At 55.8% G+C, this 13,116-nt stretch carries 17 protein-coding genes; 12 read left to right on the top strand and 5 right to left on the bottom strand.

Annotated features, from left to right (window positions below; genetic code table 11):
• The coding region (locus E2L05_RS18815) for an IS256 family transposase (protein WP_133342215.1) at window positions 1-734 on the top strand (734 nt) is incomplete at its 5' end.
• Window positions 735-810: 76 nt separating this feature from the next.
• On the opposite strand, the gene E2L05_RS18810 is transcribed toward E2L05_RS18815, so the two are convergent.
• From E2L05_RS18810 to E2L05_RS18800, 3 genes are all read right to left on the bottom strand, one after another.
• Window positions 811-2,391 (bottom strand): hypothetical protein, encoded by a 1,581-nt coding sequence (locus tag E2L05_RS18810; RefSeq protein WP_133344414.1) that lies wholly within the window; start codon window positions 2,389-2,391, stop codon window positions 811-813.
• Window positions 2,392-2,549: 158 nt separating this feature from the next.
• Window positions 2,550-2,882 (bottom strand): type II toxin-antitoxin system HicB family antitoxin, encoded by a 333-nt coding sequence (locus E2L05_RS18805; protein ID WP_009807909.1) that lies wholly within the window; start codon window positions 2,880-2,882, stop codon window positions 2,550-2,552.
• Window positions 2,879-3,133: a type II toxin-antitoxin system HicA family toxin gene (locus tag E2L05_RS18800; RefSeq protein ID WP_007121033.1), complete on the bottom strand. Its 255-nt coding sequence runs from the start codon at window positions 3,131-3,133 to the stop codon at window positions 2,879-2,881. The genes E2L05_RS18805 and E2L05_RS18800 overlap by 4 nt, the downstream gene beginning before the upstream one ends.
• Before the next feature lie 154 nt (window positions 3,134-3,287).
• Here E2L05_RS18800 and E2L05_RS18795 point away from each other — a divergent pair, with 154 nt between their 5' ends.
• Window positions 3,288-3,740: a helix-turn-helix domain-containing protein gene (locus E2L05_RS18795; RefSeq protein WP_083790418.1), complete on the top strand. Its 453-nt coding sequence runs from the start codon at window positions 3,288-3,290 to the stop codon at window positions 3,738-3,740.
• A 17-nt stretch (window positions 3,741-3,757) separates the two neighbouring features.
• Here E2L05_RS18795 and E2L05_RS18790 read toward each other — a convergent pair whose 3' ends face one another.
• Entirely contained in the window at window positions 3,758-4,336 is a 579-nt protein-coding gene (locus tag E2L05_RS18790; RefSeq protein ID WP_007121035.1) for a hypothetical protein, read from the bottom strand.
• A 132-nt stretch (window positions 4,337-4,468) separates the two neighbouring features.
• On the opposite strand from E2L05_RS18790, the gene E2L05_RS18785 reads away from it, so the two are divergent.
• From E2L05_RS18785 to E2L05_RS18735, 10 genes are all read left to right on the top strand, one after another.
• Window positions 4,469-4,783, top strand: a complete 315-nt coding sequence (locus E2L05_RS18785; RefSeq protein ID WP_007121036.1) for a hypothetical protein — start codon at window positions 4,469-4,471, stop codon at window positions 4,781-4,783.
• Window positions 4,746-5,420 carry a lytic transglycosylase domain-containing protein gene (locus E2L05_RS21275; RefSeq protein WP_279291309.1) on the top strand — a complete coding sequence of 225 codons (675 nt, stop codon included), beginning with the start codon at window positions 4,746-4,748 and terminating at the stop codon, window positions 5,418-5,420. Before E2L05_RS18785 ends, E2L05_RS21275 begins: the two co-directional genes overlap by 38 nt.
• A gap of 14 nt (window positions 5,421-5,434) precedes the next feature.
• A complete protein-coding gene (locus E2L05_RS18775) occupies window positions 5,435-5,716 on the top strand; it encodes a TrbC/VirB2 family protein (protein WP_039965702.1) in 282 nt (93 codons plus the stop codon).
• 15 nt (window positions 5,717-5,731) lie between these two features.
• A complete protein-coding gene (locus E2L05_RS18770) occupies window positions 5,732-6,010 on the top strand; it encodes a type IV secretion system protein VirB3 (protein WP_007121039.1) in 279 nt (92 codons plus the stop codon).
• On the top strand, window positions 5,985-8,375 hold the full coding sequence (locus tag E2L05_RS18765; protein ID WP_133344412.1) for a VirB4 family type IV secretion/conjugal transfer ATPase: 2,391 nt from the start codon (window positions 5,985-5,987) through the stop codon (window positions 8,373-8,375). The genes E2L05_RS18770 and E2L05_RS18765 overlap by 26 nt, the downstream gene beginning before the upstream one ends.
• A 199-nt stretch (window positions 8,376-8,574) precedes the next feature.
• On the top strand, window positions 8,575-9,687 hold the full coding sequence (locus E2L05_RS18755) for a transglycosylase SLT domain-containing protein (RefSeq protein ID WP_133344410.1): 1,113 nt from the start codon (window positions 8,575-8,577) through the stop codon (window positions 9,685-9,687).
• Window positions 9,684-10,451: a type IV secretion system protein gene (locus tag E2L05_RS18750; RefSeq protein WP_039965697.1), complete on the top strand. Its 768-nt coding sequence runs from the start codon at window positions 9,684-9,686 to the stop codon at window positions 10,449-10,451. The genes E2L05_RS18755 and E2L05_RS18750 overlap by 4 nt, the downstream gene beginning before the upstream one ends.
• Before the next feature lie 2 nt (window positions 10,452-10,453).
• Window positions 10,454-10,867 (top strand): hypothetical protein, encoded by a 414-nt coding sequence (locus E2L05_RS18745; RefSeq protein ID WP_243722060.1) that lies wholly within the window; start codon window positions 10,454-10,456, stop codon window positions 10,865-10,867.
• A gap of 3 nt (window positions 10,868-10,870) precedes the next feature.
• Window positions 10,871-11,884 carry a type IV secretion system protein gene (locus tag E2L05_RS18740; protein WP_072629786.1) on the top strand — a complete coding sequence of 338 codons (1,014 nt, stop codon included), beginning with the start codon at window positions 10,871-10,873 and terminating at the stop codon, window positions 11,882-11,884.
• Between the two features lie 19 nt (window positions 11,885-11,903).
• A complete protein-coding gene (locus E2L05_RS18735) occupies window positions 11,904-12,575 on the top strand; it encodes a virB8 family protein (RefSeq protein ID WP_133344408.1) in 672 nt (223 codons plus the stop codon).
• A 134-nt stretch (window positions 12,576-12,709) separates the two neighbouring features.
• Here E2L05_RS18735 and E2L05_RS18730 read toward each other — a convergent pair.
• A partial coding sequence (locus E2L05_RS18730) for an ATP-binding protein (RefSeq protein WP_165971777.1) occupies window positions 12,710-13,116 on the bottom strand: 407 nt, incomplete at its 5' end.

Raw genomic sequence — 13,116 nt, 5'->3', positions numbered from 1 at the left:
TCTACATCTGGGCTGATGGTGTCTACTTCCGCCCACGAATGGCTGAAGAAAAACAATGTGTCCTGGTGTTGATCGGCGCGGATGAATGGGGTCGAAAGGAAATCATCGGCCTTGCTGATGGCTACCGCGAAAGCACCCAAAGTTGGCGAGAACTGCTGCTTGATCTGCAACGACGCGGGCTCACCCACGCGCCTGACCTTGCCATTGGTGACGGTGCTTTGGGGTTCTGGCATGCGCTACGCGAGGTCTTTGGTGCCACGAAAGAACAGCGCTGCTGGTTCCACAAGACCGGCAATGTTCTGAACGCGATGCCGAAGTCCGTTCAGGCCAAAGCCAAAGGTCATCTGCACGATATTTGGCAGGCCGAAACCCGCGTGGATGCCGAGGCGGCCTTCGACTTCTTCGTCACAACCTACGGCGTAAAATACGACAAGGCCGTCGCTAAATTGACCAAAGACCGCGACGTGCTCTTGGCATTCTATGACTTCCCCGCTGAACATTGGAAGCACATCCGCACAACCAATCCCATCGAAAGCACCTTCGCCACGGTGCGGCATCGCACTGGTAAAACCAAGGGGTGCCTCAGCCGTAAAACCGGGCTCGCCATGGCCTTCAAGCTGATGATGTCAGCCCAGACAAAATGGCGCAAACTCGATGGTGCCAACCGCATGCCCGAAATCATCGAAGGGATTGAATTCAAGGACGGGATCAAGCAACTTCAAAGTGCCGCCTGATCACGCCGTCACCAACTTTCGGGCATAGCTCGGAAAGTTCCTATTGCATCGTAGATACAGTAGAGCACTTTTTCTCCTAGATAATAAGCTGCACCATTCCAGCAACGCTTGCAGCGACCACTCCGTCCTGAATGATCTTTTGTTTCGCTTCTGTTGAAAGAGCGTCACCCTTCAACATGGACTTAGCATTGGTCGCAAGTGCCACCATCGCAGCGACGCCCATACTGTGAACAATGTCCACGTCTGCCTCGTGCCCGAGCTTCTGCAACGCCGAGGACGTATCAGCTGTAAGGTCAGCATTGCTGAATTCAGACGAAGACCAATCTGGCGACGATCCAGCTACCTCACTGGTCACAAGCACGTCGATGTTTTCGTATTTTTCGTTGTGTTCACGTACATAAGACGCGTAATTCGTCGCCTTGAGTTGAACCTCGGAAACGTCGCCGGTCTCGACATTAATAATCCGGACATCTGCGCCGGCATGGTTCGTGTCGCCGAAAAGCTCGACGATGTACTCGTCGCCATCCAGGTTCTCTTGCCGCTGAAACGCGAGTTCGTGGTAGATTCCCTTTACGTTGTTTTTGAGCCCGGAAATTTGCTCAACGGATAGAGATTGCACGTATTCAGACAGCTCAAGTTCACTGGCATCAGCAAGACTGTTATTCGATCGACGTAGCGCTTGAAGGACCAACTCCTCATCTTCCGTAAACGAAGGCGAGGTGTCAGACATCAATTTCAATATCGTGGCGGATACGACACCTGTAACAACAGGGGCAGCAGCTGTGGATTTTCTTCTGATCGACGGGTTTTGAACGTGAGCCATTGGTAAGGCATCGAGTAACTCGACCAGATCTACTTTACGATCTTCAAGCCGCATCAACGGAAGATCCGGCCAGTCGCTGACTTTGGCGATGCAGACATCCAACTGTTCGAGGAGGTCATGTTTTAAGTTCTGCTGCAAGGTTTCAGCAGTGAGAGGGTCCAAAACGGCATTTTGATTGGCCCGTTCACGAAAAGCCGTTGCCAACATCAAACACGTTTCGACAAAGCGCATTTCTTGCGGGTCCAAGGACTTTTTCTTGCGTCTTACACCGGTCCATTTCCCGACAAGCTTGCGAGACCCGAAATATGCGGCCGCCCCTCCAGCGGCCGCTACGCCCAAGACAATCCACCCGCCAGTTACAACGCTTCCACCAATCCACGCCAACGCGGCACTGTTGAAAGCCGCGCCTGAAAGTGAAGATATGGCCGTTCCCGTACTGGCCGTGCCAAGAATGGATGCGATGGAAAATAGACTTGCTGTCGTACCTGCCGCAGCCAACTTCCCAGAAAGTGCTGTAACGATCCTTGCCGACGTGCCGCGCTTCTCAATTAATAGCGCATCGACGAGGTCTTCCAAAGAGATCGCTCCTTTTTCAAAGAAGTTCTCCGGCGTATATTTGGTATGCCTCAGTTCAAATTCCGCGAACTTAACAGCCGCGTGATCTTTGACCGCTTTACCCCCTTTTGCGGCGAGTTTGCCTGTCTGCCGCCCGACAGGCTTGGCAATTGCCCAACCAGCTTTCCCAGCGACCTTAGCCAAAAACAGCGCCGAACGACCGGTCGCGCTTGCCGCCCGCGCTGATAGCGGAGGCCTTTTCTGGTTTCCATTATCCAATTTTACGCGCTCCAAGTGGTCTTTTAAATCGGGTACGGGATAGCCTATCGCTTATGGTTAGCCCGGTGAAACCGCATCGCGACGCCCGACACTTTCGCAGGGGTACGCAAAAGCCCCCCTATAATGATAAAAAGCAGCAAGGTGCGCTTGTCACCTGCCTACTCCGCCGCGCGACCTAGAACTTCTTCGGCCCATTGGTTCAGGCTTTTGCCAGATAGCTCTGCCGCGAGTGCCGCCTTGCGGTGCACCTCGGGATCGACCCGGAACATCACTTGACCAGAGAACGCCTTTTGCGGTTCCTTACCGACCTTTGCGCAGGTCTCAACGTAGTCTTCAACTGCCTCCTGAAAGGCATCCCGCAACGCTTCAACCGTGTCAGCATGAAATCCGACACCATCGCTGATACCGGCAAGGCGGCCAGTGAAAATGCCATCTTCATCATCATACTCGATGCGGGCTGAGTAGCCTTTGTAGGTCATGGTATTGGTCATGGCGTTACTCCGATCCGTTCCAAGAATGCGCGGGCGGCGCGCACCTGATAGCGTTTGGCTTCCTTGGCGGGATGCGGACGATGAAACGTCTCGACCTCGCCGTCCTTTTCGAACCGCACTCGTGAACCGCGTCCTTCGATGACCTGCGCACCAGCTGCGACAAGTAATCTCTCAACAGCGGACCATTCGACTGTTCCCGACACTGGGTCGGCAAAGACAACGGCCAGAGTCTTGCGGTGTTTGCTATTCATGGGTCTATATAGGTCATGCTTGCATATATTGCAAGCAAGTTGCTCACTAGGGTGTGTGCCGGTTTCTCATGATGCGCCGCACCAAACGTCAAAACAACAGAATCTGTAGTATACTCCGTCGCACTATCAGCCAAAATCAAGCCATTGATCTCGCATGGATTTACGAGATCGCGTTGGTGCAAATTTAAGAAAACTAAGGCGGCTTCAATCCCTTAGCCAAGAAGCCCTGTCACTTAAGGCAGGACTTGAACGAGGCTATGTTGGCCGACTGGAACGTTCACAATATTATACCTCAATGGCGACCGTGCAAAAGCTTGCTTTTGCTCTCGAAGTTGACCCCATCGAGTTAATCGAGCCAGTTCTGATAACCCGCGGTAAAAAGTCAGGAACCGCCGATCATGAAACCTCAGATGATCAAAAGGTGTCTGGAGGCTCACAGCTGCTTGCTGTGCCGTTTCAAGAGGGATTTGAGAAGCGGCAAGACGATCTTACCCTCGTATTGATCGACTATAGATGGAACGACGGATCAACTGTTCGCCGCTGGCTTGTCGATCCGAAGAAGGTCAAACAATCGGCCATTGTCGTGAAACCTTGCATACTGCTTTGACAAAGGCAGATACCTGCTCAGTAGGAAAACCAGTCTGAATGACCCATATTGCCTCCGTAGTCGCCATATTCGACCATGATATCGCGCGAGTAGAAGTTTCCAAAACCACGCCCAACGGGCAACAAAATAGTTTGCCCGCTTTCGGAGACAAATGAGCTCGGCCAACGCGTGTGCGAGCCGTAGACACGTGCGATATATCGGCAGGTTCGGTTTTCACGGTCACAAGACCGAATACTCCAGTCCCACTGCCTTGGATCGTCACGCGGCGTGTAAGAGCGGCCTGTGAACCAGATCACATGTGTGCGGTTGAGCCATTCGTATTCTGGAAGGTCCGTATCAACCTCGCCCTCACCGCCGGGGCCACCCAATTCAATCGGTACTGCGGCGAAGGTGCAAATCCCGAACGGAGGCCTACTCGGCCACGGCGTGATGCGGCGGATCATTGTGCGATAGGCCCGCGCGCAGACCGCGCTCGGAGGAAATCCACCCGCCATACAGAGCATAATCGCGCAATCTATATCGTAGGCCTGCGCCTTTTTAGGTGCGCCAAATGTCATCAAAACACCAAAGATTGCTGACAAAATAAGCCGTTTCATCGGAGACTCCTTTGTTTGGTTTCGTCCTATGGTTTAGCATTTTGTTAAATTCTGCAATATATCATATTGACTCAATGTGTCTTTCCGCTTGTACTAGGTCGGACTAGAAGGGCTCTCAGGGGGAGAGTCCAAATGCCGATAGCGCGCAATCAAATCTTGATCACACTCGATGGGGTCAAAGACCTTCAAAAGAGGGAAGTTGCGTTCCGCTGCCGGTATGAACTCGTGGGGTTCACGGACGATGGCAAGCCGCGCTACCAGTGCATCTACCTGCGTGAGGGCGAACCCGAAGCCATTCTTGTGTCCACGCGGATCACGCCTCTCGGGCCAGAAGCGCGATACTTCAATATCTGGCCGGGGCTTTTCAAACACCATCTCGAGTTTGGCGACGGGCGCGATTTGCGCTTTGGTGCTGACTACAACATTACCCTCGAGGGCAACGGCTGACGTTCTAGCCTTTCGCGCTGACGGAACGGCTACGGCGTCTGGGTGGACGTTTCACAGAACACGCCCGAGCTGGGCCACGTCCGACGATGCTGTGGAAGCGCAACCTGTTGCCGTTGCACCAATTGCGCCTGCGGCGGGAGCCTCTGCCCAAGTTCTCTCACTCATTCGTCAGACGGCCAGCCGGCACCAAAACAACAGGGCCATCGCGCAAGCAGGCCTTTCGACGCGAGACTGGCACGTTCTGTTTCAAGCGATGATTGAAGCGGAGAGCAGTTACAATCCGACTGCCATCAGCCCCAAGGGTGCCTATGGCTTAGGGCAATTGATGCCTGCTACGGCACGCGAGCTTGGTGTGGATCCCCGCGATATCTCTCAGAACCTCGACGGCGCAGCACGCTACCTGCTAACCCAACTGGCAGAATTCCGAAGCGTCGAACTTGCCTTAGCCGCCTATAACGCTGGGCCCCATCGCGTTGAGCAATACTCAGGCGTACCGCCGTTTTCTGAAACACGCGCCTACATTGCACGCATCCACGACATTCGTGAACGGCTGTCCGGTGGAACGTCGCAGCCAGCACCAATCCGCGTCGCCAATACAGCACCCACACGCGCTCCCGTCATTATTGAACTGAACTGATCAAGGACATTTTCATGCCAAGACACCACTCACGATACTTGCCACTCATGGTCGCAACCTTAGCGCTCCTTGCCTCCCCTGCCTTCGCGCAAGACTTGTCGCCCATTCAAACAATGTTGGAGACGGTCGAAGCCGCACTCACAGGACCAATTGGCATTGCCGTGGCTACTCTAGCGGTCATTGGCACAGGCTTCATGTGCATGATGGGGCGGCTGAACTGGGGATGGTTCGCCTCCGTGATCATCGGGATCGTGTTGATTTTCTCGGCGGGCACCATCGTCGACGGCTTCACCTAAGAGCAGGCAGAGCAGATGGCAGAACGTTCCCCACTTTTCCTCGGCCTCGCACGCCCACCCAAGTATCTGGGTCTCCCTGTCGGATATCTGGTGGTCTTGGCCATGGGGGTCGTTCTGCCATTTATCTGGACGAAATCTCTGATCTTTTTCCTGATCGGGATCATTGCCTATCCAGTCCTTTGGTTCGTTGCGGACAAAGAGCCTCATTTCTTTGAAGTGCTGCGCATCTCCTTTGGCACCGTGCGCCCGACCAAAAACCGCGCACATCATGGGGGTGACAGCTTTGGCGCTTGATGGTGGAACTTTGAGCGGCATCGGCCCTGCGGTCCGTGAAGCTGGGGGAACAGGATTTGCCCGTGAAAGCTACCTTGCGGAGCACCTGCCCTATTTTGCTTTGGCAACGGACGATGTGATGGTGCTGCGCGAAGGCGATCTTCTGGCAACCCTACGCCTTGATGGTCTGAACCCGATGACTACCGAGGACGATCGCCTTGATGCGCTCAAGCGCGCGGTTGCCGCAATCGTGGCCCAAACCGGGAATACGTTCGGTTTTTACATCCACCGCGTCTCTGTTCCACAAAACTTAGACCTTAAGCCCGTCGAGGGTGATACCTTCGCGTCCCAAGTCGATGCCCGTTGGGCAGCTCACATCAAAGGCCTGCGACCTTCCAAGCGGCAGATGTATCTCAGCGTCATTCGCCGCCCCAATCTCGCAGCCCGCATCCCATTTTTGCGCGCACTCGCCCGCAAAGCTTGGGTCAAAGACCGCGCAGCGCGTGTTCAAGAGCTCAACGAGGTTATGGGCTTCTTTGCGGTGGCCCTCTCTTCGGCAAACCCTGTTCGCTTAACAAAGACGGGCGGTGAATGGCTCGGGTATCTGAACACGCTCAACGCAGGCAGCTTTTCACCCATCGCATTTGGTCAAAGCCCCCTGCCCCTGTCTCATACCATCAGTGATTGCCGCGCGACGTTCGATGGAGATGTGGCGACGATTACATGTGCCACAACAGGTGCCGTCAAATATGGCGCGCTCTTCAGCATCAAATCCTATCCCGCACTGACAGACGTGACGCTTCTCGATGCGTTAGATCTGCCTCTCGATATCGTACTGACCAATTCATTCAGTCCAATCCCGAACAACATCATGGCCGAGCGCATCCAGCGCATCATCAGACAGATGCATGCGTCAGATGATGCCGCCGTGTCATTGCGCGACCAATTGGCCTTGGCTGCAGACGATCAAGAGGCGGGACGCATCGTCTTTGGCGACCATCACCTTTCCATCGCCGTCTATGCGCCTGACCGCGACACACTTGAACGCGCCGCCGCACAGATCAAACGGGTCGGCCAAGAAATCATGGCTGTGATCGTGCGCGAAAACATGGCGCTGAAAGCCACCTATTTTGCACAGAGCCCGGGCAACTTTGGCTATCGCGCCCGAAAGACACCAATCTCATCGACCAATTTTTCTGATTTTGCAGCCCTTCACGGCAGTGTTGAAGGGCGTAGCAATGACGAGAGCCCGTGGGGTCAGAGCATTGCGGTTCTGCCAACAGTGGGTACATCAGGCTACCGTTTCAACTTCCACGAAGCGGGTTCTGCAAGCAAAGAACCTACTGTGGGCCACACACTGGTTTTAGGGCGCACGGGAACTGGCAAAACATTGACGACTGCCTTCCTCACCGCGCAAGCGCAACGGATCGGCGCACGCCTGTTCTTCTTTGACAAAGATCGCGGCTTGGAAATGGCAGTCCGAGCTTTGGGTGGCCGTTACAATGAAATCCGCGCAGGCGTGCCCACAGGCCTCAACCCGCTCGCCTCTGAAATCGATGAACGCGGACGCGCTTGGTTATCCGATTGGTTGGCCACCTTGCTGACGCGCAGCGGTGCCTTATCCGGAGAACAATCGCGCCACATCCAGGGTGCGGTAACACAGAATGCAGATGCTGGCGCAGCCTTACAGCGCTTTGCCAGCTTTGAAACCTTGTTCCAGTCCTTGGATGATGATGGCGAGCTGCAGTCCCGCGTCGCAGAATGGGCCCCCGGCGGTCGGTTTGGCTGGGTATTTGATGAACCCGACCGTGGGCAGCGCCTCGATCTCTCTGGCGACATCGTCGGGTTTGATATGACTGAGATCCTCGACATGACAACGGAGCGCATGGCTGTGCTTTCATACATTTTCCGCCAGATTGAACGCGTAGTTGAAGACCGTCGACCCACCATCATCGTCTTGGACGAGGCGTGGAAACTACTGGATGATCCTTATTTCGGCGCACGGTTGGAAAACTGGCTCGTGACCCTGCGCAAGATGAACTGCGTCGTGATCATGATGACGCAGTACCCCAGCCAGTTGCGCGACAGCCGCGTTGGCAAAACCATTGTTGAAACCGTCCCGACGCAGATCCTGTTTCCCAACGACCGCGCCACGGTGGCCGATTACGATTTTCTGCGCGTGAACTCCAAGGAAGCTGCGTTGCTCGTCCAACCCACCATTGGCCAACGCATCGCGCTGGTGCGCTCCGCGGGTGACAGCGTCTTTGTCGATGCTGACCTCTCTGCCCTTGGCGACTTGCTGCCAATCTTGGGCGGCGGTGCCACAGGTGAGGCCCGCGTGCCAGCCGACTGGCGTTCAAACCCAGATTTTTGGAGACCACAATGAGATATTCCCAAACCATTCTTGTGCTTTCGGCTGCGCTGTTGCTATCGGCCTGCGCGCAATACACCGAGAAAACGTCCCCATGCTTTAACCGAAGCGGTGACCCGGTGGTGACACGCGCAACGCTATCCTTCGCGGCCACGGCACCAGTTTCAGCTGCGAGCGGCAAAGATTGTACTTTCGAAGCCCTGCCGCGCCCAGAATGATCCGCCCCGTCATCATATCTGCTGGGCTTTGGCTTTGCCTGCATGCAACCTCGGGCTTCGCCCAAGGTGTACCAACGCAAGACAACGCCGCAATCGGGCAAACCATTGCGCATGTGACCGTATTGGTTCAGGATTTGGGAACCCAAGGTGACAAAGAAGCCGAGCGTTCTTCCATCGCCGAGGTGCAGGCAGATCAGCTGCGCACGCTCGAGGCAATTTCTGCCGCTATGACGGGTCCGGGCTTTGATATCAGCGCCCTTGAAGGCAACGCTGATTTTGGGGTCGCTTCCGTCTATCCCAACACCGATACAAGTCCGATGAACAGCCGCCTCTTTGGCGAGGGCCGCGAAACCGTCGAAATGATGATTGTGCGCGTTGCAGGCGAATATGCTGGCGCACCAGGCGTCGCACGGGCTGGTCTTTCCGCCACGCAATGGCGCTGCTTGTTTCAGGCACTGATCAAACAGGAAAGCCGCTTCAATATCACCGCCGAAAGCCATGTTGGCGCTTACGGACTGACACAGCTCATGCCCGGCACCGCATCGGACATGGGCGTCAATCGCTACGATCCTATGGACAACCTGCGTGGTGGCGCGCGCTACATCACGACCCAGCTGAACCGCTTTGGCAACATCCCCCATGCGCTCGCAGCCTATAACGCAGGCCCCGGACGCGTGATCGAGTATGGCGGCGTGCCGCCTTTTACCGAGACCCAAGGCTATGTGCGCAATATCTCCAAATTCTACAACGAATACCTTGCCGTTGTCGGTGGTGCGGAGGCGCTTGGCACATTGTCATCCTCAGATTTCGCCCTCGCTGAATACGCCAACATCTCGGATGCAGGCGTCTATTATGCGGCAAGCAGCCACGCCACGACGATGCAGGTCATCAACCGCCTGCGCGCGATCATTCTGCAAATCGACGCCCAACCAAATGCGAAAGCCGCGTGGGAACTCAACACCTACGCCAAAGCTGAAATCGCCCGCATCCTAAATCTGCGCGTCAGGCTGATGGCAGCCAATCAACAACGCGAAGCGACCCATGCCCAACATCTGGTCGCGGACCGCCTATCCGAGCGTGAATTCGTGCAAATGGGAGTGCCAAATTGAAACAACTTCTTCTTTCCGTCGCGGTGATAACCACCCTCGGTGTATCGTCACCCGCAAAGGCACAAGGTGTTCCAACCTTCGATGGATCGCAACTTGGTCAGCTGGTTGCCCAACTTGAACACATGGCTGAAGATCTCAACGTGCAGCTGCAACAGTTGGCGACGATGCGGTTGGAGCTGGAGACGCAGCTGTCTCAACTGCTGAACTTGGAAGCCCAACTCACATCTCTGATCGAAGGCAGCGGATTGAGCGGCCTCTTCGCATCGATCGAAGAATTCCGGGCCTTGCGGGGTAAGCTCGTCGCACCTTTAAACACGGCACGGGCTTTGGCGGACGGCGATTTCCTGAGCGGCTTCAATCCCGGCGCTGAACTGGAAGCCTCGGTCGAACGGGTTCTATCCGGCAGCGGGTTCACATCAGAGACATTGAGCACCCTTTCTTCCTCGCCGGAACCCGCCGACAATCGCATCGCGACCTCAGCAGGCGCTAGCGCGATGTTGTCAGTCGCGGCTCAAGAAAGCCATGCAGAAGCTGGGCAAAGTCTGGAGCGGCTTGAAACAATGGTTGGCTTGATCGACGATCAGGACGGCTTGAAAGCGGCTGTTGATCTTAACACACGGGTCACGGCGGAACTCGGGATCATCCTCACACAAATCTGGCGTTTGGAAGCGGCGCAAGGTGTCAGCGCTGGACAGCTTGGCGTTGTTGATGCGGCTACACTGGCTGACGAGCGCCGGTTCAGATCAATGGCGGTGGATCCATGATGATGCGCGTCTCACCTGCGTTCAGATTGATCATAACAGCTCTGCTTCTCACGCAGCCTATACCCGCCTTTGCAGAAACACCGGGCACAACATCAGGCGGGCCTAAGCCTTTCAATTCAATGGCCGTCGCACCAGATGCCGAGGAATTCTGCCGCGTTCCACGCCCTCCTGCTGGTCTCGCGGAGACCGCTTATCTGCGTAACGGCTATCGTGCGATATTGCGTATTCTCGTTGCCGAACGGCAGTTGGAAACTGAGACCTGTGATTGTCCCTTGAGCGATTTCACATGGGACATGGCTCTCGCAGAACTGCCGCGCTTTCAGACGACTGACAACCCGCGCCTGCCGTTCAAGGTCCTCGACCTCTATGCCATGGCCGATGCGCTCGAGGCCGAGCACGCAGAGGGTTGTTCATAATAGATGGGCATTATTCGCGATATCCTCGACCAGGTCGATGCAGCTGTCGACAGCGTCGCGCAAGACGGGTTCATCTCATCTGCAGCCGCCGTTGGCGATGTCATCACTGCAGGTGCCATCCTGCTCCTTATCTTGCTCGGCATCAATGTCGTGATGCAGCTCAGACCCATGACCTTTGGCAGCGCGTTTGCGTTTGGGATCAAGATTTCGCTGGTCGCTATCTTTGCGCAGAGTTGGGATAATTTCAGCGTCATCTACGGCATTGCGACACAAGTGCCGGACTCCGTCGGCGCATCCATTCTCGCCCTCACGGGATCTGGCGACGAGGCTGGCGTCTATGAGAGCCTCGACAACATGGTGGCTCGCATCACAGCCTACGGCGACACCATCGGTGATCAAGCAGGCTGGGTCTTTGGAGCCGTGCTTGGCGCGATCTTCTTTGTGCTCTCCGCACTCTTCGCAGCCGTTACCGCTGGGATCATCGCCTTCGCCAAAATCGTCTTTGCGCTGATGATCGTAATTGCCCCTTTCATGATCATCACATCGCTGTTCAAGCCAACCCAATCCCTTTTTGAGGCCTGGAGCCGTGCGACCATCGGCTACGCCTTGATGCCCGTCGCCGCTGCGGGTGCTGCTGGCATCATCGTTGCGATCGCAGAAGCCATCGGCGATGCGTCCGCCGATCCAGTCGATGTCGAAACGGTGAGCCTCATCTTGCCATTCTTGGTCATTCTACTGCTCAGCGCCGGAATTATGGCATCCGTCCCTTACATTGCTTCCAACCTAACCGGCGTGATGGGTATTGCGTCCAACGCTGTCGGCCTGACCGGTCTGGCGCGCCGTGGTATCGTCAACACAAGCGACTATGGCACAGGCAGTGCCACGCGCTTCGCAACGGGCAAATCACCACAAGAACTCCAGCAAGCGGTGAACAGCGGCGTTGTCAAAACGGGCGAAGCGATCCGTCGAACACCGGCAACAGCGCTCAACACCGTCAAATCTTTCCGCGCCCCATAACGAAAGACCAACACCAAAAATGAAGAGTCAAACTAGCCAAGACCAAAGCGACGCCTTTGCGGTGGATTTTATCTACGGCCCACGCAGGCGCGAACGATTTGCCGATTTTGTGGCGGCAGCTGGCGTTCTGGTCGGGCTGGCAGGCATGGTTGCTGGAGCAAGCTTGTTTCCCCTAAAATCGATTGAGACTTTCGTTGTTGTCGTGGACAAAGAAACCGGACAGATGGACCGCGTCGCCGCAGTCCAAGCCCTCTCCTTGTCGGAGAGTGACGCCATTATACAAGCCAACCTTGTGGCCTATGTGGATGATCGAGAAACCTACGATCTGACCGACGGCGAGCAGCGGATCAACTCCGTCCTCGAGCGCTCGGACGGCGATGCCGCACGCACCCTGCGCGACCTTTGGACCTCGTCCAACGAAGACTACCCGATTGCTGTTTATGGCCGAGATGCCGTCATAGAAGTGGTGATCAAATCTGTGAACCAAATCGAATCTGGGGTGGCGCAAGTGCGCTTTACCCGCACCCTGCGCCGCGCGCGTGACACCCGCTCAGTGACCCGCAGCTACGTGGCCACTGTTGGCTACGCCTTTGAACCCGAAACCCGCCAACGCCTGCAAGACGTCTGGGCCAACCCCATGGGCTTCGTGGTCACCTCATACCGCGTCGACGCCGAGACTTTGGAGAACTGATCCCTTGAATATCGCTGCCCGTTTGATTTGTGCTGCCGCATTGCTGTCGGCCACCCCTGCCTTGTTGATTTCTGCTGAGAAGTGACCCGGTATTTTCACCGAGAATTGACCCACCCTTGTTTATTCCTCGGCGGTTATGTTGTGGTCAATGCTGGTGTGTCCTTTCTTGTTTTCTTGGCGGCTTCGGAGCTGGCTTTGAAGCGGTAGCTGTCGTTGCCGGTTTCCAGGATGTGGCATCGGTGTGTGAGCCGGTCCAAGAGCGCGGTTGTCATCTTTGCATCCCCGAAGACCTGCGCCCATTCTGAGAAGCTGAGGTTTGTGGTGATGATCACGCTGGTGCGCTCGTAGAGTTTGCTCAGGAGGTGGAACAAGAGCGCGCCGCCTGATGAGCTGAACGGCAGGTATCCCAGTTCGTCGAGGATGACCAAGTCGACCTTGGTGAGCATCTCGGCCATTTTCCCGGCCTTCCCGAGCGCCTTTTCCTGTTCCAGCGCGTTGACGAGTTCCACCGTCGAGTAGAAGCGCACCTTGCATCTGTGAT

The sequence above is a fragment of the Meridianimarinicoccus aquatilis genome (genome assembly GCF_004358675.1).
Classification (GTDB): domain Bacteria; phylum Pseudomonadota; class Alphaproteobacteria; order Rhodobacterales; family Rhodobacteraceae; genus Meridianimarinicoccus; species Meridianimarinicoccus aquatilis.
The sequence above is the reverse complement of the archived record's forward strand: the minus strand, read 5'-3'. Positions and strand labels throughout refer to the sequence as shown.

Bases quoted from the DNA above. Each gene is read 5' to 3' on its own strand.
- E2L05_RS18795 (WP_083790418.1), top strand. From the start codon at position 3,288: ATGGATTTACGAGATCGCGTTGGTGCAAATTTAAGAAAACTAAGGCGG.
- E2L05_RS18805 (WP_009807909.1), bottom strand. From the start codon at position 2,882: ATGACCAATACCATGACCTACAAAGGCTACTCAGCCCGCATCGAGTAT.
- E2L05_RS18770 (WP_007121039.1), top strand. From the start codon at position 5,732: ATGGCAGAACGTTCCCCACTTTTCCTCGGCCTCGCACGCCCACCCAAG.
- E2L05_RS18755 (WP_133344410.1), top strand. From the start codon at position 8,575: ATGATCCGCCCCGTCATCATATCTGCTGGGCTTTGGCTTTGCCTGCAT.
- E2L05_RS18790 (WP_007121035.1), bottom strand. From the start codon at position 4,336: ATGAAACGGCTTATTTTGTCAGCAATCTTTGGTGTTTTGATGACATTT.
- E2L05_RS18800 (WP_007121033.1), bottom strand. From the start codon at position 3,133: ATGAATAGCAAACACCGCAAGACTCTGGCCGTTGTCTTTGCCGACCCA.
- E2L05_RS18765 (WP_133344412.1), top strand. From the start codon at position 5,985: ATGGGGGTGACAGCTTTGGCGCTTGATGGTGGAACTTTGAGCGGCATC.
- E2L05_RS18735 (WP_133344408.1), top strand. From the start codon at position 11,904: ATGAAGAGTCAAACTAGCCAAGACCAAAGCGACGCCTTTGCGGTGGAT.
- E2L05_RS18745 (WP_243722060.1), top strand. From the start codon at position 10,454: ATGCGCGTCTCACCTGCGTTCAGATTGATCATAACAGCTCTGCTTCTC.
- E2L05_RS18775 (WP_039965702.1), top strand. From the start codon at position 5,435: ATGCCAAGACACCACTCACGATACTTGCCACTCATGGTCGCAACCTTA.
- E2L05_RS18740 (WP_072629786.1), top strand. From the start codon at position 10,871: ATGGGCATTATTCGCGATATCCTCGACCAGGTCGATGCAGCTGTCGAC.
- E2L05_RS18785 (WP_007121036.1), top strand. From the start codon at position 4,469: ATGCCGATAGCGCGCAATCAAATCTTGATCACACTCGATGGGGTCAAA.